Here is a 20,662-nt window from a genome sequence, read left to right as displayed (position 1 = left end):
GGAGTTGCGGTCAAGGGGCCGACGGGCGCGCTCTGTGACGAAACGCGCACATTCTCAGGCCGCCGTCCGGCCCGGGGGCACTTCTCCGCCCCGCTCCGCCGGGGAACCGGCGTCCGCCGGGGAACTGACGGGCCGTAGCCCGGCGAGCACCGCGTCGACGATCCGTTCCGACAGGCCCTCGGGTATCTCGCCGTCCGGGCGCATGATCGAGCGCAGCAGCATGGGGCCGACGAACAGGTCCTGGGCGAACTCGGGGTCGATGTCGGGCCGGAGTTCACCGTTGCGCTGGCCGCGCCGGATGACCTCGACGCCGAGCCTGCGCCGGGGGACGACGACGTTCTTGTCGTAGGCGGCCCAGATCTTGGGGCTGCGTTTCATCTCCGAGAAGACGTTGTGCAGCAGCGCGGAGGACCGGCTGGCCACGCCGCGCCTGCGCAGGGTCTCCAGGAGGGCGACCAGGTCGTCGCGCATGGACGTGCCGGGGAGTTCGGGGTCGGGGGGCTCCGCGGTGCGGACGACGTCGACGAAGAGTGCCTCCTTGTCGCTCCAGCGGCGGTAGATGGTGGCCTTGCCGACGCCCGCGGTGCGGGCTATGCGCTCGATGGACAGGTCCGCGAGCGGCACGCCCTCGTCGAGGAGCTTCATCACGCCCTCGACGATGGCGCGTTCCACCGCCTCGCTGCGCGGGCGTCCGCGCACGGGGCAGTGGGGCCGTACCGGGTTCTCGGCACCGGTATCGGCGGGGTCGGCAAGGTTCACGTCGGGTCCGTCCCTTCTCGCACGGGAGTTCCGTGCAGTCTCTCCTGCTCCTGACGTGCTATTCCACCGCGGCCACCAACTCCTGCTCCTCCTCGCCCTGCTGACCCGCGGGGGGCTTGCCGGGCAGGAAGGCGGCGACCACCACGGCACTGAGCAGGGCGATCACGCTGCCACAGAGCGCGGTGACGTGCATGGCGTGCAGGAAGGCGTCGTTGGCGGGGCCGACCAGGGCCTGGCCCTTGGGGCCGAGCTTGGCGGCGACGCCGAGGGTGGCCTCGATGGACTCACCGGCGGTGTCGCGCAGCCCCGGCGGCAGCAGACCGAGCTTGCCGTCGATGCCGTTGCGGTACGCCGCGGAGAGCACCGAGCCGAGGACCGCGATGCCGAGGGCGCCGCCGACCTGGCGGAAGGTGTTGCTGAGCGCGGACGCGGAACCGGCCTTCTCGCGGGGCAGGGCCTGCATGATGACCACGCTGGTCGGCGTCATGACGTGCGCCATGCCGGTACCCATCAGGAAGAAGACCACTTCGAGCAGCCAGAGCGGGGTGTCGGCCTCCAGGGTCGCGAAGGCGGCGAGCATCGCGGCGAGCAGGACCAGGCCCGCTGTGGTGGTCGCCTTGTTGCCGAACCGGTCGACGACCAGCCGGGCGCGCGGCGCGAAGATCAGCTGCGCGGCGGCGAGCGGCAGCATCAGCAGACCTGCCTGCAGCGGTGAGTAGCCGCGCACGCTCTGGATGTAGAAGACGCTGAAGAACGTGACGCCCATCAGCGCGAAGAACACCAGCGCTATGGCGCTCATGGCTGCCGAGAAGACCTTGTTCTTGAAGTAGCTGACATCGAGCGACGGGTGGTCGCTGCGCTTCTCGAAGACGATGAACGCGGTCAGCACGGCAAGACCGGCGACGATGGTCGCGAGGACGGTGCCGTTGGTGAAGTCCGCGAGTTCGCCGCCCTTGATGATGCCGTAGACCAGCAGGACCAGGCCGACCACGGACAGCACGACGCCGACGGGGTCCAGGCGGCCGGGGCGCGGGTCGCGGGAGTCGGGCACCAGCCACACCATCAGGGCGAGCGCGAGCAGCACGATCGGCACGTTGACGAGGAAGACCGAGCCCCACCAGAAGTGGTCGAGGAGCACACCGCCGGTGATCGGACCGATGGCGATGGCGAGACCCACACCGCCCGCCCAGATGCCGATGGCCTTGGGCTGCTCGTCGCGCTCGAAGACGTTCATGAGGACGGCGAGGGTGGCCGGCATGACGAACGCGGCGCCGAGGGCCATCACGGCGCGGAAGGCGATCAGCTGGGTGGGCGAGCCGGACTCGGCGGCGAGCGCGGAGCCGACGCCGAACACGACGAGGCCGCCCAGCAGGGTCTTCTTCCGGCCGATCCGGTCGCCCAGGAGACCCGCGGTGAAGAGGAGACCCGCGAAGACGAGCGTGTAGGCGTTGATCGCCCACTCCAGCTCGCTCTGGGTGGCGCCGAGGCCTGTCGGGGCGGGCGTGGAGATCGTCTTGATCGCCACGTTCAGGATGGAGTTGTCGAGCACCACGATCAGCAGGCTCAGCATCAGCACGCCGAGGATCGCCCAGCGGCGCCTGTGCACCGCCTCCGGTATACGGGGGCCGCGCGCGGGGCTGTCGGCAGGAGTAGTCATGCCGTACAGCATAGAAGCCTTCCGATACGGAACCGTCTCGTATCGGAAATCCTTTACGAACGCGTTGCCCTGGCCGGCCTCTGGCCCTCCCCGACACGAGGTGCCACCATGGAGGGGATCCGGGGACGCCGTCAGGGTGCCTCGAGATGACTGAAGGAGCCGTAGCCATGACGCAGCTTTCTGCTGCCCGGACGCAGTCCGCCGACGGCGGCAAGGCGCTGTACGGGGGCAAGAGCACCCGCCGCGTCACCGTCCGGGACATCGCCCTCGCCAAGGAGCGCGGCGAGAAGTGGCCCATGCTCACCGCCTACGACGCGATGACCGCGTCCGTCTTCGACGAGGCCGGCATCCCGGTCCTGCTGGTCGGCGACTCGGCGGGCAACTGCCACCTCGGGTACGAGACGACCGTGCCCGTCACGCTGGACGAGATGACGATGCTGTCGGCCGCCGTGGTCCGGGGCACCAGCCGCGCCCTCATCGTCGGCGACCTGCCGTTCGGCTCCTACCAGGAGGGCCCGGTACAGGCCCTGCGCTCGGCGACCCGGCTGGTCAAGGACGCCGGGGTGGGCGCGGTCAAGCTGGAGGGCGGCGAGCGCTCGCACCGGCAGATCGAGCTGCTGGTGGAGTCCGGCATCCCCGTGATGGCCCACATCGGCCTGACCCCGCAGTCCGTCAACGCCATGGGCTACCGGGTCCAGGGCCGCGGCGAGGAGGCGGCCCAGCAGCTGCTGCGCGACGCGAAGGCCGTGCAGGACGCGGGCGCGTTCGCGGTCGTGCTGGAGCTGGTCCCGGCGGAGCTGGCGGCCGAGGTGACACGGGTGCTGCACATCCCGACGGTCGGCATCGGCGCGGGTCCGGACACCGACGCGCAGGTCCTGGTGTGGACCGACATGCTCGGGCTGACCACGGGACGGGTCCCGAAGTTCGTCAAGAAGTACGCCGCCCTGCGCGAGGTCATGACCGACGCGGTCCGCGGGTTCGCGGAGGACGTCGTCGGCGGCACCTTCCCGGCGGAGGAGAACTCCGTCCACTAGTGCCGTGACCGGAACGCACCGCGCCGGTCGGCCGGAGCGTGACGGCACCGCAGAGACCACCACGGCACCACGGGCAGCCCGCCGATCATCCCCCGTCGGCGGGCTGCCCGCTTTCCGGGGCCGCCTGCTTTCCGGGCCGCCCGCTCTCCGGGCCGCCCGCTCCCCCTGGGTCCGCGCCGTCGGCACAGGTATCGGCGCCCCATCGATGACCTGTCGGCGATTGTCAGCGACCTATCGGTGAACTGTCGGTCGATGTAGGCGGGCTGTCGGGCGTCTGTCGGTGGCGGCTGGCACCTTCATCGTCATGACGCGAATCGAGATGCACACCGCAGGCGGCGGCACCGCCGTCACCGTACGCGGACTGGCCAAGCACTTCGGCACGACCAAGGCCCTCGACGGGGTGGACCTGGAGGTGCGCGAGGGCACCGTGATGGGGGTCCTGGGCCCGAACGGGGCCGGCAAGACCACCCTGGTACGGATCCTGTCCACCCTGCTCGCCCCCGACGCGGGCCACGCCGTCGTGGCCGGTTACGACGTCGTACGGCAGCCCCGCCTGCTGCGCCGGGTGATCGGCCTGACCGGGCAGTACGCCTCGGTCGACGAGAAGCTCCCCGGCTGGGAGAACCTCTACATGATCGGGCGCCTGCTGGACCTGTCCCGCAAGGACTCCCGCGCCCGCGCCGACGAACTCCTGGAGCGCTTCTCCCTGACCGAGGCGGCCCGGCGCCCCGCGAGCACCTACTCCGGCGGTATGCGGCGGCGCCTCGACCTCGCCGCCTCCATGATCGGCCGCCCCGCCGTGCTCTACCTGGACGAGCCCACCACCGGTCTCGACCCGCGCACCCGCAAGGAGGTGTGGAACGAGGTCCGGTCGATGGTCGGGGACGGCGTCACCGTGCTGCTCACCACCCAGTACATGGAGGAGGCCGAGCAGCTCGCCTCCGAGCTGACCGTGATCGACCACGGCAAGGTCATCGCCGGCGGCGCCATCGACGAGCTGAAGGCCCGGGTGGGCGGCCGGACCCTGGCCGTACGGCCGGTCGACCCGCTGCAACTGCGCCCGCTCGCCGCCTACCTGGACGAACTCGGCATCACCGGCCTCGCCGCCACCGCCGTGGACCCGCAGACCGGCACCGTACGCGTGCCCGTGCTCAGCGACGAACAGCTCACCGCCGTGGTCGGCGCCGTCACCGCACGCGGTGTCACCGTCGCCTCGATCACCACCGAACTGCCCAGTCTCGACGAGGTGTTCCTCTCCCTCACCGGCCACCGCGCCGACGCCGCGCCGGCCACCGCCCCCACCACCGCCCGCTCCACCGACCGCGAGGAGGTCGCCGCATGACCACCGCCACCCTCACCCCCGGCTCCCCCGCCCCCACCGGCAAGCTCGACGACGCGCCGATCCCGCTGCGCGCCCATCTGCGCCACACCGGGGCACTGGTCCGCCGCAATCTGCTGTGGATCCGCCAGGACCCGGAGTCGATGTTCGACGCCCTGCTCTTCCCGGTGATCTTCACCCTGCTGTTCGTGTACGTCTTCGGCGGCTCCATCGGCAAGGCGATGGGCGGCGGACAGGACGCCTACGTCCAGTACGTCATCCCGGGCCTGATGGCCATGATGGGCATGAACATGGCCCAGGGCGTCGGCACCGGGTTCAACACGGACTTCAACTCCGGTGTCATGGACCGCTTCCGGTCCCTGCCGATCGGACGCGGATCGGTGCTGTTCGCCAAGATCGCCGTAGAGCTGATGCGGATGCTGTTCGCCACGTGTGTGCTGATGGTCGTGGCGCTGCTGGTGGGCTTCGACATCACCCACTGGGCCGGGCTGCTGGAGGCCGTGGGGCTCTCCGTGATCTTCGGCTCGTCCCTGATGTGGGTGTTCCTCACCCTCGGCGTGGTCATGAAGAGCGCGCAGTCCGTGCAGGCCATGGGCTTCCTGGTGCTGATGCCGCTCCAGTTCGGCTCGTCGATCTTCACCCCGACGGGCACGATGCCGGGCTGGCTCCAGACGTTCACCAAGTACAACCCGCTGTCCGCGCTGGCGGACACCGCGCGCGGGCTGATGATCGGCGGCCCGGTGGCCCACTCCCTGTGGATCACGCTGGCCTGGTCGATCGGGCTCACGGCGATCATGGCGCCGATCGCCGTGTACAAGTTCCGCACCAAGAGCTGAGCCGGCCGCCGATGCCCGGCACCCGCCGGTACGACTCAGACCAGGGCGGTGGCCTCCTCCGCGGAGAGGCCGCCGCCCTCGGCGTGCGCCGCCTCGAACTCCTCGTCGCCCAGCAGTTCCCGGGCCCGCCGCTCGGCCCGCGACCGGCACGCGCGCTCCAACACCACCTGGACATGGCCGTCCGGCAGCAGCACCTCCGAGGCGCCCAGACAGCGGGCGGCGTCCCGGGCGCGGCGCCCGTCGTCGAGACCGGTGAGGACCAGGGCGGCCAGGGCGAGACAGAGGGCCGGCATGTGCGGGGCCAGCGTCCTCGCCAGCGGGTCACCGGACCGCTCCAGCGCTCCCCGGACCTTGACGAGGGCCGAGTCCCACCGCTCGTCCACCGCGTCCACCCAGGCGTCCGCGCTGAGCACGAAACCGTCGAAGACCGCGAACCGGACCGCCGCGAACTCCTCGCGCAGCCGTTCGAGCTGCTCGCGCGCCTCCACCGTACGGCCCGTCAGGCCGAGCCAGTTGACGAGGAACATGCGAGCGGCGGGCCGTGCCTCCCGGGCGATGCCGTCGTCGGTGTCGATCGCCTCCCGCAGGATCCGCTCGCCGCACTCGGTGTCACCGCCCTCCACCAGGGCACTGCCGAGCCGGGCCCCGAGCATGATCCGCTGGGCGTGGGCGCCGAGGTGGTCGACGTGGTCCATCGCCGCCCGGTAGTCGGCGGCGGCGAGCTCCCACGCGCCCATGCGTTCGTGCGCCTCGGCGCGCGCGGACAGTGCCTCCGCCATGCCCCAGGCATCACCGAACCGGGTGAAGATCTCCAGCGACTCGTCGGCGTCGCGGGCCGCCTCGACCGCCTGTTCGCTGTGGTTGGCCCGCATGTTGCCGCGCCACTGGAGGGCGTTGGCGAGTTCCCACTCGAATCCGGGGGTGGCCCGGCAGGTGCGGACGTTGGCCTCGATGACGTCGATCACCCGTTCCGCGCCGCCGGTCAGCATCACCGCGAAGAACCAGACCATGCCGGGGCTGCGGCAGACCTGGGGCATCCCGGGCTCGTAGGTCTCGGCGATGACGCGGAGTTTCTCCTGTGCCTCGGGCGACTGCCACGCCGCGAAGTCCGTGTCCATACAGGCGAGATGCGCGAGATGGACACCACGCCTGGCCTCGGTGAGAAGCGCACCGCTCAGCGGCGGCGGGGTGGCGGTGAGGGCCTCCCACACCGGCTCGGCGCGGCGGGCCGGCGCGGTGAACGGGTCCGGGCCGAGCGCCATCGCCTCGCTGCACCAGTTGCGGGCCTCCAGGCGCAGGTCGCGCATCTGCCAGTACCAGGAGAGCGACAGGACCAGGCAGACGGCCTCCTGCTCGTCGCGTTCGGCGACGGCGTACCGCAGGGCGGTGCGCAGGTTCTCGTACTCCTGCTCGAACCGCCGCGTGGCGGCGCGCTGTCCGGCGCTACGCAGCAACGGGTCGGTGGTGCGGGCGAGTTCTCGGTAGTACGTCAGATGGGCGCGCTGGGTCCCGGCGCGCAGCCCGGCCTCGTCGAGCCGTTCGGAGGCGTACTCGGCGACGGTCTCCAGCAGCCGGTAGCGCATCTCGTCGTCGCCCGAAGGGGCGGCCACCACCAGGGACTTGTCGACGAGCGAGCCGAGCAGGTCGAGGGCGGCGGGGCCGCAGACGGCCTCGGCGGCGGCCAGGTCGCAGCCGCCGGCGAACACCGAGAGCCGCCGCAGCACGTCCCGTTCGTCCTCGTCGAGCAGTTCCCAGGACCAGTCGACGACGGCGCGCAGGGTCTGCTGGCGGGGCAGCACGGTGCGGCTGCCGGAGGTGAGGAGGCGGAAGCGGTCGTCGAGCCGGTCGGCTATCTGGCGTGGTGTGAGCATCCGCAGCCGGGCGGCGGCGAGTTCGATGGCGAGGGGCAGCCCGTCGAGGCGGCGGCAGATCTCCGCGCACGCCTCCGGGTCGTCCTCGGCACGGAACCCCGGCCGCGCGGCGGAGCCCCGGTCGGTGAGCAGCCGCAGCGCGTACGGCTGGGGCAGCGGTTCCACGGGGCGCAGCAACTCGCCCGGGACGCCGAGGGGTTCGCGGCTGGTGGCGAGCACGGTGAGGCCGGGGCAGCGTTCCAGGAGGGAGGCCACGAGGCGGGCGGCGGCATCGACGACGTGCTCGCAGTTGTCCAGGATGATCAGCATCCGGCGCCGGGCGCAGTGCTCGACGAGCCGGTCGAGGGGCTCGTCGTGCCGGTCGGCGACCGCCGCCCGGATCTCCTCGGCCCCGGCGCCCCGCAGCACGGTCTCCCGGGCGCCGAGGGCGGTGAGCACGGCCTCCGGTACGGCGGCGGGGTCGTCCACGGGGGCCAGTTCGGCCAGCCACACCCCGTCCGGGGCCACGTCACCGGCGCGCTCGGCGGCCTCCTGGGACAGCCGGGTCTTCCCGGCGCCGCCGGGACCGAGCAGGGTGACCAGCCGGGCGCCGGCGAGGTCGGCGCGGATGGCGTCGATGTCGGCGCCCCGGCCGACGAAGGAGGTGAGGCGGGCGCGGAGGTTGCCGGGGAGGCGGGGCGCGGCGGGGGCGGCGGGGGCGGCAGCAGGAGCGGCGGTGACGCCGTCGGCCGGTCCGCCGCCGGTCGGACCGCCGCCGGTCGGGCCGTTGGCAGGGTCGCCGGTCGGGCCGTTGCCGACCGGCCTGTCATCGGCCGGTCCGCCGTCACAGCCGAGGAGCAACTCCGTTTGCAGAGAACGGAGTTCGGGTCCCGGGTCGGAGCCGAGGCGATCGGCGAGGAGCCGGCGTACGTCCTCGTAGGCGGCCAGCGCCTCCGCGCCGCGCCCGGCGTCGCGCAGGGCACGCAACCGCAGGGCCTGGAGGGGCTCGTCGAGGGGGTGGCCGTCGCACAGCGCGGTGAGGTCGGGCAGCGCCTGCTCGGCCTCGCCGAGGGCGAGCGCGGCGGCGAGCCGGGCGCGCCGGGCGTCCAGGTACCGGGTCTCCCAGCGGACGGCCTGTGCGCTGCGGTCGGGCAGGTCGGTGAGGGCGGGCCCGGTCCACAGGCCGAGGGCGTCGTCGAGGACCACGGCCGCCTTGGCGGGGTCGCCGTCGGCCAGCGCGCGCCGGCCCTCCGCGGTGAGCCGCTCGAAACGGTGCAGGTCGATGTCGTCGGGGGCGGCGGCGAGGCCGTAGCCGCCCGCGGAGGAGGTGACGGCGTGCGCGCCGAGGGTCCGGCGCAGCCGTCCCACCAGGGCCTGGAGGGCACCGGTGGCGTCGGCGGGCGGATCGCCGTCCCACACCTCGTCGACCAGCACGCTCACCGGCAGCGTACGGCCGGGGCGGAGGGCGAGGACGGTCAGCAGGGCGCGCAGCCGCGCGCCGCCGACCGGGACGGAGGTGCCGTCGGGACGGAGTGCCTGGGTGGTGCCGAGGATGCGGTAGCGCACGGGATCCATTGTCTCCGTTGACGTCACGGCCGGTCACGGGGTTGCGCCGACGGGCGTGCCGGGCGGCCGGCGGGGCGGCGCGGGGCCGGGACGGGCCTGCGGAACCGGGGGCAGGTCACGGGACGTTGTTCTCGTAGGCCCTGTACGGTCGGGGTCGTCGGCCCCGGCCGGACCTCAGTATCCCCCGGAACGCACGGATCCCCGTAACCCCAGGAGCCCCTCGCATGGTCACCGCAGCCTCCCGCCACAGCGACCGGCGGATCAGCCCCGTCTTCCTGGGCATCCTGGCCGTCACCGCCGTCACGGGCTGGGCCACCTGGACCGGGTTCGCCGCGCAGCCGGGTGTCGCGGTGTTCCTGTTCGTGACGGCGGCGTGGGTGGTCAGCCTCTGTCTGCACGAGTACGCGCACGCGCGCACCGCCCTGCACAGCGGCGACATCACGGTCGGCGCGAAGGGCTATCTCACGCTCAACCCGGTGAAGTACACGCACGCGGTGCTGAGCATCGTGCTGCCGCTGCTGTTCGTGATCATGGGCGGGATCGGTCTGCCCGGCGGCGCGGTGTTCATCGACCGGAGCCGGATCCGGGGCCGCTGGCGGCACAGCCTGATCTCGGCGGCGGGCCCGCTGACGAACGTGCTGTTCGCGGCGGTGTGCACGGCGCCGTTCTGGCTGCACGCACTGGACGGCGTCCCGGCGGACTTCCGCTTCGCCCTGGCCTTCCTCGCCCTGCTCCAGGTGACGGCGGCGATCCTGAACTTCCTGCCGGTGCCGGGGCTGGACGGGTACGGGGTGCTGGAGCCGTGGCTGTCGTACCAGGTGAAGCGGCAGGTGGAGCCGTTCGCGCCGTTCGGTCTCATGTTCGTGTTCGCGCTGCTGTGGGTCCCGTCGGTCAACGCGCAGTTCTTCGACGTGGTCGACGCGGTCCTGCGCGGGCTCGGCATCGACGCGTTCGACCAGTACTGCGGCCAGGAGATGTACCGCTTCTGGCAGGGCACGAACGAGTTCTGCCGGGCGGCGGGCTGAGCCCCCGCCCGGTACGGGCGCCGGCGGAAATGCGGGCGTCAGCGGGCGGTGCGGCCGCGCCTGGCGTAGTACCAGGCCATGTTGGACGACACCCCGGCGAGCAGCACCCACACGATGCCCACCGGCCAGCTGCCCTGCACGAAGGACACGACCGCCGCGGCCACGGAGAGCAGGCAGACGGAGAGGGCGTAGAGGGCGAGGCGGGGCATCACGGTCGGCTCCTGTCGGGGAGAGTGCGCCGGGGGACACCGGTACCGACCAGTGTCCCCCATGGCGGCCGCGACGCGGATCACCGGGTCATACGTCGGTGACGCGGAGCCCGGCGTGTGCCTTGTAGCGGCGGTTGACGGAGATCAGGTTGGCGACCAGCGACTCGACCTGGTGGGCGTTGCGCAGCCGCCCCGCGAAGACGCCGCGCATGCCGGGGATCCGCCCGGCGAGCGCCTGCACGGTCTCGACGTCGGCCCGTTCCTCGCCGAGCACCATCACATCGGTGTCGATCTGCTCGATCTCCGGGTCCTGGAGCAGCACGGCGGAGAGATGGTGGAAGGCGGCGGTGACGCGCGAGCCGGGCAGCAGGGCGGCGGCCTGCTCTGCGGCGCTGCCCTCGTCGGGCTTGATGGCGTAGGCACCCTTCTTGTCGAAGCCGAGCGGGTTGACGCAGTCGACGACGAGCTTGCCGTCGAGTTCCTCGCGCAGCGCCTCAAGGGTCTTGCCGTGGCCGTCCCAGGGCACGGCGACGATGACGAGGTCGCTGCGGCGCGCGGTCTCGGCGTTGTCGTGGCCCTCGATGCCGTGGCCGAGCTCGTCGGCGGCGGCCCGGGCGCGTTCGGCGACACGCGAGCCGATGATCACTTTCTGTCCGGCGCGGGCGAGCCGGTAGGCGAGGCCCTTGCCCTGCGGCCCCGTCCCGCCGAGCACCCCGACGACCAGCCCGGAGACGTCGGGCAGGTCCCAGGGGTCCTTGGCGGGTGCCTTCTGCGCGCCTTCGGCGCTCTCGCTGTCGGTAGACGTCATGGGCCGACTGTACGGCCGTGGCGCGCGACGCCCGGGTGAGCCACGTCACGGAGCGGCAGCGGACGGTGATACCCGACGGGCCCCGCCTCCGCCCCGTCCCCGGCCTCTGCCCGTCCCCTGATCAGCCCTCGCTGTCGCCGCCCCCCGCAGGGGTGTCGTGCCACCGGGGGTCGTTCTCCCACTCGACGTTGCGCTCGCGGGCGGTCTCCATGGCGTGCCGGGCCTCCTCGGGGGAGGCGTAGGGCCCGAAGCGGTCCTTGGCGGGACACTCCGGCCCCTCCTCGACCTTCTTGTGCTCCAGGCAGTAGAACCACTCACCGGGCTTCCCGGCCGTCCGCTTCTTGAACAGGGCCATGACCAGCTCCTCTCGCCAACGACATGTTCCCCCACGGCCGCTGGTTAGACTCGCTGACATGTCAGGCCAGTCGCTGCTCGTGCCCGGGGAACTGTCCCCCATCCGTCAGGTACCGGGGAACATCCGCCGCCCCGAGTACGTCGGCAAGCCCGCACCCACGCCGTACACCGGCCCGGAGGTGCAGACGCCGGAGACGATCGAGGCGATGCGGACGGCGGGCCGGATCGCGGCGCGGGCGATGGCGGAGGCGGCGAAGATCATCGCTCCCGGCGTGACGACGGACGAGCTGGACAGGGTGGCGCACGCCTATATGTGCGACCACGGCGCCTACCCCTCCACCCTCGGCTACCGGGGCTTCCCCAAGTCCCTGTGCACGTCCGTCAACGAGGTGATCTGCCACGGCATCCCGGACTCGACGGTGCTGAAGGACGGCGACATCGTCAACCTGGACGTGACGGCGTACATCGGCGGGGTGCACGGCGACAACAACGCGACGTACCTGGTGGGTGAAGTCGACGAGGAGTCCCGCCTGCTGGTGGAACGCACCCGCGAGGCCCTGGCCCGGGCGATCAAGGCGGTGAGACCCGGCCGCCAGATCAACATCATCGGCCGGGTGATCGAGTCGTACGCGAAACGCTTCGGCTACGGCGTGGTCCGCGACTTCACCGGCCACGGCATCAACACGTCCTTCCACTCGGGCCTGATCGTCCCCCACTACGACAGCCCCCACGCCACGACACTCATCCAGCCCGGCATGACCTTCACCATCGAACCGATGCTGACCCTGGGCACCCACGAGTACGACCTGTGGGACGACGGCTGGACCGTGGTCACCAAGGACCGCAAACGCACAGCCCAGTTCGAACACACCCTGGCGGTCACGGAATCGGGAGCGGACATCCTGACACTTCCGTGACCGTCCCGGCGGCGGCACCCGTGTTCTTGCCCTGGGTGTTGCCGGGGATCTTGGTGACCTGCGCTTTCGCTGCTGAGGGACAGTGGGCCCATGCGCCTGATGGTCGTCGTCGGTCGTCATCGGCCACTGTCGAGCGGCGTCGGACGGCCAGGGACGGCCCAGCAACGAGGGAGCCGCTCCCCTCCCACACGGGGCTACCGTGCCGCCGTGACAAGCATGACGGAGCGTCCCTTTCTTTTCCTTGACGTCGACGGTCCGGGGCCGACGCGGTCAGACCTTCTCGATGCGCACGGAGTGGCCTGCGAGGAGCTGGGTCATGTCGTCGGTGTCGGAGGTGAAGACGGTTGCCTGGGCCCCCTGCGCGGCTTCGCGTGCGGCCACGGCCGCGAGGACGGCGTCGATGGCGTACTTGTGTCCGTGCAGGCCGGCGGTCCTGAGCAGGTCCCGTGCCGTGGAGATCACTCGATCGTCCGTGTGGACGATGCGGACGCGCGACAGCGTCCAGTTCCACAGCGCCTGTCTCGCGCCCTCGCGCGGGTCCCATGCCTCCAAGGTCGTGAGCGCGGAGGTGATGACCGGGATATCGAGCCGCGGAGCCGTCCTTATGAGAGCGACCATCTCGCGGTCGCCGTGAACGGCCTTGGAGAGAGCTTCACAGTCGAAGACGAAGACACGCTGTCGCGGCCGGTGCGACGTCGTGCGGCGACCATGGTTCATGCGGCCTCGTCCGACCGTGACTGCCTTGCGTCGTGCCAGTCGTCGATCGCGGCGAGGCGGTCCAGCGCAGCCTGCTGCTCGTCGTCCGTCACGGGGCCGTACTCGTCCTCGAGGCGGTCGGCCAGTTCGCGCAGGCGGTCCATCTCGTCCTGGTGGGCAGCAGCGGCCGCAATGTACGCGGACACGCCTCGGGCGTCGACGCGTTCCTTGATCGACTCGACCAGATCTTCCGGCAGGGTGATGGTGATCTTCCGGGTTGCCATACTTCGAGTATGCCAGGCTCTGTGTCGTGCGGCTTCCGGTCCGTTGGCGGAGTGAACGTACCGAGGATGCCTGCGGTCGGCGCAAGGGGGGCCGATGAGCCACAGCATTCCGTAGTCGACGGGGGCGGTCGGCCGAGAGACGGCTGCCGTCAAACGGCCCGGACCATGGTCGGTCCGGGCCGTTTTACCTGGTGCCCCTGGCAGGATTCGAACCTGCGACACCCGCTTCAGGAGTTCGATCAACGGGGTCTCACAGCACTGGGACTCGCGGGATGGGAGGTTGTTGTCGGCCGCTCGGGGCTGCTGTTGTCCACCGTCATTGATGCCAGGTGTGGATGTCAGAACGGGAGTTGTTCCGGCTCCTCGGAGATCCGCCGGGCGAACTCGTCAACGACCTGCGGTACGACTCGTTGGGTGTCTTCATGCTGCAGTGTTTCGAGGAGAGCCTGCCGAACCTTCGTGTACGACTGTCCGGCATGAGAGGAACGGATCCGGCTGACTGCCCGCTCGACCTTCGCCAGATGGGCCGCCACTATCGGCATAGCCTTGTCGTACTCGCTCGGATCGGTGGCCATAGGGTCAGCCGATCAAGGCGTAGGGGGCGTTCGTGAATGATTCCTGGAGAGCCGGTTCAGAGACCAGGCGCGGGGACCGGGTGGACGAGGAGTCGGAAGGGACGCCGTTTCCGGAGAACGTGAGCGGTGCGCCTGACGGCAGGACCGGACGGTGGCGCATGGTGTCGTGCCTGGGGGTCGTCGTAATCGTCCTGGCAGTGCTGGCCGGAGGGATCGTCTGGCTGTTCCAGGATGAACTGTTCCACCCCTTCGGCGACGTCCGAGCATGCGAGGGAAGCGACATGCGGTTGCCAGGCGTGATCCGCGCCGGGGGCGCATCGATCCCAGCCGGCGCCTCCGACATCCACTACTTCACCCGGAACGGCAGCGCCGAGGTCACCTTCATGAGCGGCCAGATACCGGACTACCTCCACCGCGCGGGCATCCTCCCGGATGACGAACCCCTGTTCGACAAGAAGTACGGCACCAAAGCCGACGGCGACGATGAGATCGATCTCCCGGATGGTCTGTGCGGCTCCCCTCTGCGGGGCCCCGTCTGGATCTACCACTCCACAAGCGCCACCGGTTCCAGCGTCAACGTCATGGTCGAGCGCTCTCTCACGGTCGACGACGACTTCCGCTTCCCGGCCCGCGCCGTGGTCACCTACAACCTCCCCTGACGCGCGCGGTGGAAAATTGTCGGCCCGCTGATCAGCCCTCCGGCCGACCAGCGCGTCTGAAGAAGCCCACGGCGCTCACTGGTTCAGGGCCCGTGGGCTTCTGTCGTCATCGGTCGTCGCAGGAGGTTCTCCTGAGGTTCCGACCTCGGCCCCGGACCTCGCACGCCGGCGTCCGGCCGTGCTGTCGGAGGTAGCTTGTATCCTGCACGCATTCGAGGACCGGGCGATCACGGGTGCGGGCGGGCACGGGGCGGGCGTCCAGGGGCGGGAGCGCGGGGATTTCGATGAGCGGCGCACATCCGGTACGGAGCCGTGGACCGGGCCTCTCGGTCGGCGCGCGCATCGTCTCGGGGGTCGTCCTCGCCGTGATCGGGGCCGTCGGTGCCTGGCTCCAGCACGACCCTCCCGGCCGGAGTGCGGAGCCGCGTACGGAGTTGACCGCGACCAACCCGCCCGCCGGTCTGCCCACCGCGATCACTACCGGCCAGCACCTCCACTGGTCCAGTTGCACCTCGCCGCCCACCGCGCGTACCGGCTACGACTGCGCCACCATGAAGGCCCCCCTCGACTACCGGAAACCGGACGGCAGGACGATCGACGTCGCCCTGATCCGCCGCAAGGCCACCGGCCCGAACGCCCGACGCATCGGCTCGCTCGTCCTCAACTTCGGCGGCCCCGGCGTGTCCGGCGTGATCGGACTGCCCGCACGCCTCAACCAGTACAAGCCGCTCCTCGACCGCTACGACCTGGTCTCCTTCGACCCGCGCGGCGTCGGCGCGACCATCCCCGTGCGATGCGGGAAGACCGCGGAAGACACCGGCTACGACGGGGCCGATGCCTGCGCCGAGCACTCCAGGGCGCTCCTCCCGTACGTCGGCACCTCGCACACCGCGCGCGACCTCGACCTGATGCGCTACCTCCTCGGCGACGAGCGGCTGCACTACTTCGGCGTCTCGTACGGAACGGCGCTCGGCGCGGTCTACGCCCACCTGTACCCGTCGCATGTCGGACGGCTCGTCCTCGAAGCGTCTGTCGATCCGACCGAGGACCTCGACGAGGAGCAGGTGTCGCAGGTCAAGGCGGTCCAGGCGGCGTTCGACCGGTTCGCCGCACATTGCGCGGCCCGTATCCGCCGCTGCCCGACCGGCGACGGGCCCGAGGAGGCCGCGCGGCGCATGGCGCGCCTGGCCGACCGGCTGAAGAAGAAGCCCGCCCCGGCCGGCGGCGGAAGGACCCTCGACGCCGACGATGTCGCGTACGCCGTCAGCGACCATCTCCGTCGCGGCACGGACGGCTGGGCGCCGCTCGCCAAGGCCCTCACCGCGCTGATCGACCACAACGACGGCCATCCGCTGAGCAAGGGCGCGGACGACACCGGCTCCGCCGACCGCGCGGCGACCCCGCGCGACAGCAGCCGCGCCGCCCTGATCGCGATCACCTGCGCGGACTCCAGCCTGCGCCCCGGCTTCGAACGCCTCGACCGGGACGAGGCCCGTGTCGAAGCCGCCTCACCCGTCTTCGGCGCGGCCTGGTCCACCGGCGTCTACCTCTGCTACGACTGGCCGTTCGACGGCGAGCGCACCACGCTCCAGGTGAACGCTGCCGGCGCCGCCCCCGTCCTGGTGGTCGGCGGCACCGGCGACCCGATCACCCCCTACCCCGGTGCCCGCCGCATGGCCCGCGCCCTGGGCGACGGCGTCGGCGTCCTCCTGACGGCCGAGGAGGAGGGTCACGGCACATATCCGCAGAACCGCTGTGTCACGGAGACGGTCGACCACTACCTCCGCACGGGCCGCACCCCGGCCCCGGGAACGGTGTGCCGGGGCAGCATGTCCTGAGGCCCGTACGGATCCGCCGGGCGGCCTCGGCAACAACGTGGGCGTCGGCAACGACTCCTGGTGCTCCAGCCGTAGATCGCGATCTTCAAGCCGGCTGTTTGCGCACCCGGCTCACCAGTTCACCGGCGGCCTGCGGCCACCGGGGGTAGAGAAAGTCGAAGCCTGCCTGGGTCAGTCGGCCCGGGACGACGCGGCGGCTCTTCAGCAGCAGTTCGGTGTCTGAACGCAGAGCGAACGCGCCGACCTCGGCCATCCATCTGGTCGCCGGGAGGCCTACCGGCACACCCCACGCGGAGCGCAGAGCGCGCATGAACGCGCGCTGCGGCAGGGGATGGGGAGCAGCCAGGTTCACCGGCCCGGTGATGTCCTCCCGGCCCATCAGGAACTCCACCGCGCGTACGAAGTCGTGTTCGTGGATCCACGACACGTACTGCGCTCCGCCGGCAACCGGGCCGCCGAGACCCAGGCGGGCCAGTCCCAGGAGGACGGCGAAGACCCCGCCGGGGTCCGGGCTCATCATCATGGCCGAGCGCAGGGCGACCTTGCGGGTGGCCGGCGTTTCGGCCTGCTGCTGAGCCTGCTCCCATGCCTTGGCGATGTCGACGCTGTACGACCAGTAGTCCGGGACGCCCGCTTCGGTGCCGCCGATCACGCCGGTGGCCTCGTCGTTAGGGGCGTCGAAGCGGTGCGCGTACACCGTGGCGGTGCTCATCTGCAGCCAGACCCGGGGCGGTCGGGCAGCGCCCGCGATCGCTGCGCCCACGCCCCGGGTCGAGTCGTCCCGGGAGTCCATCATGTCCTGCAGGTTGGCCGCCGTGTATCGGCAACTCACACTGCGTCCGGCCAGGTTGATCACGACATCGCTGCCGTCGACCGAGGCCGTCCATGGCCCCAGGGTCTTGCCGTCCCAGCGGACCTCGCCCTCACGCTCGGGATGTCTGGTCAGAATCACGACCTCGTGGCCGACGGCGTGAAGCGCACGCTGCAGGACCGCGCCGACCTGTCCGGTTCCCCCGGGAATCACGATCTTCATCGGCTCCCCCTTCTCCGTCTCGGGGTGAGCCTGGACCCAGAGTCGAACGCGTTCAGAACCGGGGTGCGTCCGCGATGCGAGCCGGCCTCGCCGTGCGGCGCACGATCTGCACTGCACGTCGGAAGTCGAGGTCGCCCACGGTGACGGCAATGACGCGGCGGATCTCGTCACGGCCGTGCGCGGTGACGCACGTCCTGCCCAGCCGGGGCACTTACCGCGCCAGAAGCTCAGATATCTACGCGCCATGTGCGAACCGCCCCACCGGGTCCAGGCACTTGCGCACCTCCAGCGGGATCACGGATCAGGCGTCCCAGTAGATCCACGGCCTCGGTTCACCTGGGGACTTTGAAGGCAAACCGGGAGGGGACCGCGACGAAACCCCGCTGCGGTCCATGAGCGTCGACTACACGCAGACTGAGATCTTCGAGGTACTCCGCAGGTACCAGGGGTTCGGTACCGAGGCGGAGACGGACGTCGGCATGCGGATGGGGGTGTACCAGGCCATGGAGAAGTACAACGCCATCTCCCGCAGCTAGGAAGGTCGTCATGCAGTTTCTCGTGCTGCTCATCGCATCGCTGGCAGGATTCATCACCGCGGCGGTCCTCGGCGTTCGCGGGCTCATGGCGGTGTTCAGGAGAACCGGGCGCATCGAGGGGGCGGTGTGGTTGCGCCCGGCGGCACTCCTCGTCGGCGGTGCTGCCATCTTCATGTACATGTGGGGAACGCTCCACGTCACTCTCGCGGTGATGCAGGCGGAAGACGGGGGAACCAATTCTTCCCCGCCGGGGCCGTGCCGCGCCGCTGGACTGGACAAAGCGAGCCATGTCGACGGGTACCGGGTCAGTTACCTACCGATCCGTTTCGAATGCCGTCTCGACAGTGGAGGCGCGTACGCCTCATCGTCCGTGCCCGGCTACGTCAACCCAGCGGTAGCCGTCCTCGGACTGACCGCTGTCACGTGTGGAGTTCTCACCGCCGTGGCAGGAGAGCGGGCCGGCCGTAAGCCGTACCTCGATTCGAGCAGGGGGCATGGTTCATGAACGTGACGCGACGGGATTTTCTCGGCCGAGGTCCTCCGTCCGAGCGGCTCAGCGCTCCAGGTACACCCGTCCCCCGACCTCCACCCACCCGTGCGGCTGGGGGGCGGTGAGGAGTTGGGAGCCGGTGCCCTGGGTGATGTTGAGGGCCCGGCCCAGGCGGTCGGTGAGGAGGAGGGCCGCCGCGCCGGTGGCCTCGTCCTCCTCGATGCCGTCACCGCGGCCGGGGAAGGCGCGGGCGCGGATGCGGCCCGCCGCCTCGTCCTGCCAGGCCCAGGCGTAGATCCACTCGCCGGCCGGCGGGACGGGCAGGGTGTCGACCTCGGCCGGGGTGGCGTACTGGCGCAGGGTGCGGGGCGGGACCCATTCCGGGAGCGCCTCTATCCAGCTGAACTCGCCGTCCAGGCGCGCCCCGACGACTCCGGCCGGGGTGACCAGTTCCGGGACGTCCAGCAGCCATGCCGCGCCGACGCAGGGGTGGCCGGCGAAGGGGAGACGCACGGTGGGGGTGTAGATGTCGATGACCCCGCGCTCCGGGTCGTCCACGAACACGGTCTCGCTGAAGCCCAGCTTCGCGGCGCGTTCCTGCCGCTCGGCCGGGTCGGGTATCAGCGATCCGTTGCGGAACACGCCGAGTTCGTTCCCGTAGCCACCGTTGGGGGCGCAGAAGACGCGCAGCACGTCGTACTCACTCACCGGGGCATTGAAGCATCGACCGGGGTGCCCGGTCGTCCCGGGCGGCGGTCAAGGGCAGCCGCGACTTGAGGGGTGTGGGGGCCATGGGGGCCATGGGGCGGTCTCCAGAGCGACAGGGGGTGCCAGGGGGTGCGGGGGCGCGTACGGGTGGCGGGCCGAGCTTCCGTGCGGACCCGTGGATGAGACGTGTGTACCGGCAGATGAGAGCTGAATCACGGAATGGACGGGTATCAGTGAGGTGAGCCTCAGATAAGTTAGGTAAGCCTCACCACATCGGCGCCAGGCAGGTCCGCGCGCCCCACACCGCCCTTCTGGAGCCCGTATGCGAGCCGCACGACTCACCGTCGTCTCCGCCGCCGTCACCACGGTGGCTCTGACCGCCGTCACCGGCTGCACGCAGAAGAGCGAGGCCGCCGGCGCCGACGCGATACAGGTCACGGCCGCCGACTCCAAGTGCACGACGTCCACCGCGTCCGTGCCGGCCGGGCACGTCACGCTGAAGATCGAGAACACCGGTTCCAAGGCGACCGAGGTCGAGATCCTGTTCCCGGACGACCGGATCGTCTCCGAGAAGGAGAACATCGGGCCCGGGACCAAGTACACGCTGACCGCCGAGGTGAAGGCGGGGTCGTACGAGATCGCCTGCCGGCCGGGGATGAAGGGGCACGGGATCCGGCAGAAGCTGACGGTGACCGGTGGCAGTGTCGCCAAGCGTGATCCCCGGCTCGACAAGGCCGTCGCCGCCTACCGGGCGTACGTGGAGACGGAGGCCGAGCGGACGCTGCCCGCCGTCGAGACCTTCGTGAAGGCGGTCAAGGCCGGGGATCTGGCGGCGGCGAAGGCGGCGTACGCGCCCTCCCGGATCGGGTGGGAGCGCACCGAGCCGGTCGCGGAGTCGTTCGGGGACATCGACCCGAAGGTCGATCTGCGCGAGGCGGATCTCGAGTCGGGGCAGAAGTGGACCGGCTGGCACACCCTGGAGAAGGCCCTCTGGAAGGACAAGAAGATCGGCGCCGGGCAGAAGACACTCGCCGATCAGCTGGTCGCCGACCTCAAGGACTGGGAGGGCCGGGTCGGCAAGGCCGAGATCACCCCGACCTCCGTGGCCAACGGCGCGAAGGAACTCCTCGACGAGGTCGCCACCGGCAAGGTCACCGGCGAGGAGGAGACGTTCTCGCACACCGACCTCGTCGACTTCAAGGCCAACGTGGAGGGTGCCCAGAAGGCCTACGAGCTGCTGAAGCCGGTCGCGAAGGAGAACGACCCGGCGCTCACCGCCGAGCTGGACAAGCAGTTCGCCGCGCTGGACACGCTGCTCGACACGTACCGGGTGAAGAAGACCTCGTACGACTTCGTCTCCTACGACAAGGTCGGCGCCGACGGCCGCAAGTCCCTCTCCGACGCCGTCAACGCCCTCGCGGAGCCGCTGTCCAAGCTCGCCGCCGCGGTCGTGAAGTAGCGCAGGAACCAGCAGGCAGGAGCGTCAGGC

General features: G+C 70.9%; 21 protein-coding genes. 10 read left to right on the top strand and 11 right to left on the bottom strand.

Features of this window, described 5'->3' with window-relative positions; all coding sequences use genetic code 11:
* Nucleotides 1–54 precede the first annotated feature (54 nt).
* On the bottom strand, nucleotides 55–699 hold the full coding sequence (locus tag ABZ862_RS30935; protein ID WP_360965378.1) for a TetR/AcrR family transcriptional regulator: 645 nt from the start codon (nucleotides 697–699) through the stop codon (nucleotides 55–57).
* Nucleotides 700–817: 118 nt separating this feature from the next.
* Nucleotides 818–2,416 (bottom strand): MFS transporter, encoded by a 1,599-nt coding sequence (locus ABZ862_RS30930; protein ID WP_360965235.1) that lies wholly within the window; start codon nucleotides 2,414–2,416, stop codon nucleotides 818–820.
* A 167-nt stretch (nucleotides 2,417–2,583) separates the two neighbouring features.
* Here ABZ862_RS30930 and panB point away from each other — a divergent pair, with 167 nt between their 5' ends.
* The 3 genes from panB to ABZ862_RS30915 all read left to right on the top strand — a co-directional run bounded on the left by panB (nucleotide 2,584) and on the right by ABZ862_RS30915 (nucleotide 5,625).
* Nucleotides 2,584–3,450 (top strand): 3-methyl-2-oxobutanoate hydroxymethyltransferase, encoded by an 867-nt coding sequence (panB, locus tag ABZ862_RS30925; RefSeq protein WP_360965232.1) that lies wholly within the window; start codon nucleotides 2,584–2,586, stop codon nucleotides 3,448–3,450.
* Nucleotides 3,451–3,754: 304 nt separating this feature from the next.
* Nucleotides 3,755–4,792 carry an ATP-binding cassette domain-containing protein gene (locus ABZ862_RS30920; RefSeq protein ID WP_360965229.1) on the top strand — a complete coding sequence of 346 codons (1,038 nt, stop codon included), beginning with the start codon at nucleotides 3,755–3,757 and terminating at the stop codon, nucleotides 4,790–4,792.
* Complete coding sequence (locus ABZ862_RS30915; protein ID WP_360965226.1) at nucleotides 4,789–5,625, top strand: ABC transporter permease; 837 nt, start codon at nucleotides 4,789–4,791, stop codon at nucleotides 5,623–5,625. The genes ABZ862_RS30920 and ABZ862_RS30915 overlap by 4 nt, the downstream gene beginning before the upstream one ends.
* A gap of 35 nt (nucleotides 5,626–5,660) precedes the next feature.
* On the opposite strand, the gene ABZ862_RS30910 is transcribed toward ABZ862_RS30915, so the two are convergent.
* Complete coding sequence (locus ABZ862_RS30910; RefSeq protein ID WP_360965223.1) at nucleotides 5,661–9,050, bottom strand: BTAD domain-containing putative transcriptional regulator; 3,390 nt, start codon at nucleotides 9,048–9,050, stop codon at nucleotides 5,661–5,663.
* Nucleotides 9,051–9,265: 215 nt separating this feature from the next.
* On the opposite strand from ABZ862_RS30910, the gene ABZ862_RS30905 reads away from it, so the two are divergent.
* Nucleotides 9,266–10,066 (top strand): site-2 protease family protein, encoded by an 801-nt coding sequence (locus ABZ862_RS30905; protein ID WP_360965220.1) that lies wholly within the window; start codon nucleotides 9,266–9,268, stop codon nucleotides 10,064–10,066.
* A 38-nt stretch (nucleotides 10,067–10,104) separates the two neighbouring features.
* Here ABZ862_RS30905 and ABZ862_RS30900 read toward each other — a convergent pair whose 3' ends face one another.
* The 3 genes from ABZ862_RS30900 to ABZ862_RS30890 form a co-directional block, all read right to left on the bottom strand.
* Entirely contained in the window at nucleotides 10,105–10,338 is a 234-nt protein-coding gene (locus ABZ862_RS30900; RefSeq protein ID WP_360965217.1) for a hypothetical protein, read from the bottom strand.
* A gap of 25 nt (nucleotides 10,339–10,363) precedes the next feature.
* A complete protein-coding gene (gene npdG, locus ABZ862_RS30895) occupies nucleotides 10,364–11,083 on the bottom strand; it encodes an NADPH-dependent F420 reductase (protein WP_360965214.1) in 720 nt (239 codons plus the stop codon).
* Between the two features lie 121 nt (nucleotides 11,084–11,204).
* Nucleotides 11,205–11,438, bottom strand: a complete 234-nt coding sequence (locus ABZ862_RS30890) for a hypothetical protein (protein WP_360965211.1) — start codon at nucleotides 11,436–11,438, stop codon at nucleotides 11,205–11,207.
* 58 nt (nucleotides 11,439–11,496) lie between these two features.
* On the opposite strand from ABZ862_RS30890, the gene map reads away from it, so the two are divergent.
* Nucleotides 11,497–12,354: a type I methionyl aminopeptidase gene (map, locus tag ABZ862_RS30885; RefSeq protein ID WP_360965208.1), complete on the top strand. Its 858-nt coding sequence runs from the start codon at nucleotides 11,497–11,499 to the stop codon at nucleotides 12,352–12,354.
* A gap of 270 nt (nucleotides 12,355–12,624) precedes the next feature.
* On the opposite strand, the gene ABZ862_RS30880 is transcribed toward map, so the two are convergent.
* From ABZ862_RS30880 to ABZ862_RS30870, 3 genes are all read right to left on the bottom strand, one after another.
* Nucleotides 12,625–13,071, bottom strand: coding sequence for a hypothetical protein (locus tag ABZ862_RS30880; protein ID WP_360965205.1), 447 nt, complete (start codon nucleotides 13,069–13,071; stop codon nucleotides 12,625–12,627).
* Entirely contained in the window at nucleotides 13,068–13,334 is a 267-nt protein-coding gene (locus ABZ862_RS30875) for a hypothetical protein (protein ID WP_360965202.1), read from the bottom strand. Before ABZ862_RS30875 ends, ABZ862_RS30880 begins: the two co-directional genes overlap by 4 nt.
* A 338-nt stretch (nucleotides 13,335–13,672) precedes the next feature.
* Complete coding sequence (locus ABZ862_RS30870) at nucleotides 13,673–13,909, bottom strand: hypothetical protein (protein WP_360965199.1); 237 nt, start codon at nucleotides 13,907–13,909, stop codon at nucleotides 13,673–13,675.
* 80 nt (nucleotides 13,910–13,989) lie between these two features.
* On the opposite strand from ABZ862_RS30870, the gene ABZ862_RS30865 reads away from it, so the two are divergent.
* On the top strand, nucleotides 13,990–14,568 hold the full coding sequence (locus ABZ862_RS30865; RefSeq protein WP_360965196.1) for a hypothetical protein: 579 nt from the start codon (nucleotides 13,990–13,992) through the stop codon (nucleotides 14,566–14,568).
* 284 nt (nucleotides 14,569–14,852) lie between these two features.
* Nucleotides 14,853–16,406, top strand: coding sequence for an alpha/beta hydrolase (locus ABZ862_RS30860; protein ID WP_360965193.1), 1,554 nt, complete (start codon nucleotides 14,853–14,855; stop codon nucleotides 16,404–16,406).
* Between the two features lie 85 nt (nucleotides 16,407–16,491).
* On the opposite strand, the gene ABZ862_RS30855 is transcribed toward ABZ862_RS30860, so the two are convergent.
* Complete coding sequence (locus tag ABZ862_RS30855) at nucleotides 16,492–17,439, bottom strand: TIGR01777 family oxidoreductase (RefSeq protein WP_360965190.1); 948 nt, start codon at nucleotides 17,437–17,439, stop codon at nucleotides 16,492–16,494.
* A 392-nt stretch (nucleotides 17,440–17,831) separates the two neighbouring features.
* Here ABZ862_RS30855 and ABZ862_RS30850 point away from each other — a divergent pair, with 392 nt between their 5' ends.
* On the top strand, nucleotides 17,832–17,975 hold the full coding sequence (locus ABZ862_RS30850; protein ID WP_360965187.1) for a hypothetical protein: 144 nt from the start codon (nucleotides 17,832–17,834) through the stop codon (nucleotides 17,973–17,975).
* Nucleotides 17,976–17,985: 10 nt separating this feature from the next.
* Nucleotides 17,986–18,480 (top strand): hypothetical protein, encoded by a 495-nt coding sequence (locus ABZ862_RS30845; protein WP_360965184.1) that lies wholly within the window; start codon nucleotides 17,986–17,988, stop codon nucleotides 18,478–18,480.
* 48 nt (nucleotides 18,481–18,528) lie between these two features.
* Here the strand turns inward: ABZ862_RS30845 and ABZ862_RS30840 are convergent, their stop codons facing one another.
* Entirely contained in the window at nucleotides 18,529–19,173 is a 645-nt protein-coding gene (locus tag ABZ862_RS30840; protein WP_360965181.1) for a PhzF family phenazine biosynthesis protein, read from the bottom strand.
* A gap of 322 nt (nucleotides 19,174–19,495) precedes the next feature.
* Between ABZ862_RS30840 and efeO the strand changes: the two genes are divergently transcribed.
* Nucleotides 19,496–20,632, top strand: a complete 1,137-nt coding sequence (gene efeO, locus ABZ862_RS30835) for an iron uptake system protein EfeO (RefSeq protein WP_360965178.1) — start codon at nucleotides 19,496–19,498, stop codon at nucleotides 20,630–20,632.
* Nucleotides 20,633–20,662: the final 30 nt, after the last annotated feature.

The organism is Streptomyces sp. NPDC047000, assembly GCF_040644295.1.
GTDB lineage: Bacteria > Actinomycetota > Actinomycetes > Streptomycetales > Streptomycetaceae > Streptomyces.
This window is presented reverse-complemented; position numbering and strand designations above follow the sequence as displayed.

Coding starts and splice junctions, on each gene's coding strand:
- ABZ862_RS30930 (WP_360965235.1), bottom strand. CDS start 2,416: ATGACTACTCCTGCCGACAGCCCCGCGCGCGGCCCCCGTATACCGGAG.
- panB (WP_360965232.1), top strand. CDS start 2,584: ATGACGCAGCTTTCTGCTGCCCGGACGCAGTCCGCCGACGGCGGCAAG.
- ABZ862_RS30920 (WP_360965229.1), top strand. CDS start 3,755: ATGACGCGAATCGAGATGCACACCGCAGGCGGCGGCACCGCCGTCACC.
- ABZ862_RS30915 (WP_360965226.1), top strand. CDS start 4,789: ATGACCACCGCCACCCTCACCCCCGGCTCCCCCGCCCCCACCGGCAAG.
- ABZ862_RS30910 (WP_360965223.1), bottom strand. CDS start 9,050: ATGGATCCCGTGCGCTACCGCATCCTCGGCACCACCCAGGCACTCCGT.
- ABZ862_RS30905 (WP_360965220.1), top strand. CDS start 9,266: ATGGTCACCGCAGCCTCCCGCCACAGCGACCGGCGGATCAGCCCCGTC.
- ABZ862_RS30900 (WP_360965217.1), bottom strand. CDS start 10,338: ATGGGGGACACTGGTCGGTACCGGTGTCCCCCGGCGCACTCTCCCCGA.
- npdG (WP_360965214.1), bottom strand. CDS start 11,083: ATGACGTCTACCGACAGCGAGAGCGCCGAAGGCGCGCAGAAGGCACCC.
- ABZ862_RS30890 (WP_360965211.1), bottom strand. CDS start 11,438: ATGGCCCTGTTCAAGAAGCGGACGGCCGGGAAGCCCGGTGAGTGGTTC.
- map (WP_360965208.1), top strand. CDS start 11,497: ATGTCAGGCCAGTCGCTGCTCGTGCCCGGGGAACTGTCCCCCATCCGT.
- ABZ862_RS30880 (WP_360965205.1), bottom strand. CDS start 13,071: ATGAACCATGGTCGCCGCACGACGTCGCACCGGCCGCGACAGCGTGTC.
- ABZ862_RS30875 (WP_360965202.1), bottom strand. CDS start 13,334: ATGGCAACCCGGAAGATCACCATCACCCTGCCGGAAGATCTGGTCGAG.
- ABZ862_RS30870 (WP_360965199.1), bottom strand. CDS start 13,909: ATGGCCACCGATCCGAGCGAGTACGACAAGGCTATGCCGATAGTGGCG.
- ABZ862_RS30860 (WP_360965193.1), top strand. CDS start 14,853: ATGAGCGGCGCACATCCGGTACGGAGCCGTGGACCGGGCCTCTCGGTC.
- ABZ862_RS30855 (WP_360965190.1), bottom strand. CDS start 17,439: ATGAAGATCGTGATTCCCGGGGGAACCGGACAGGTCGGCGCGGTCCTG.
- ABZ862_RS30850 (WP_360965187.1), top strand. CDS start 17,832: ATGAGCGTCGACTACACGCAGACTGAGATCTTCGAGGTACTCCGCAGG.
- ABZ862_RS30845 (WP_360965184.1), top strand. CDS start 17,986: ATGCAGTTTCTCGTGCTGCTCATCGCATCGCTGGCAGGATTCATCACC.
- efeO (WP_360965178.1), top strand. CDS start 19,496: ATGCGAGCCGCACGACTCACCGTCGTCTCCGCCGCCGTCACCACGGTG.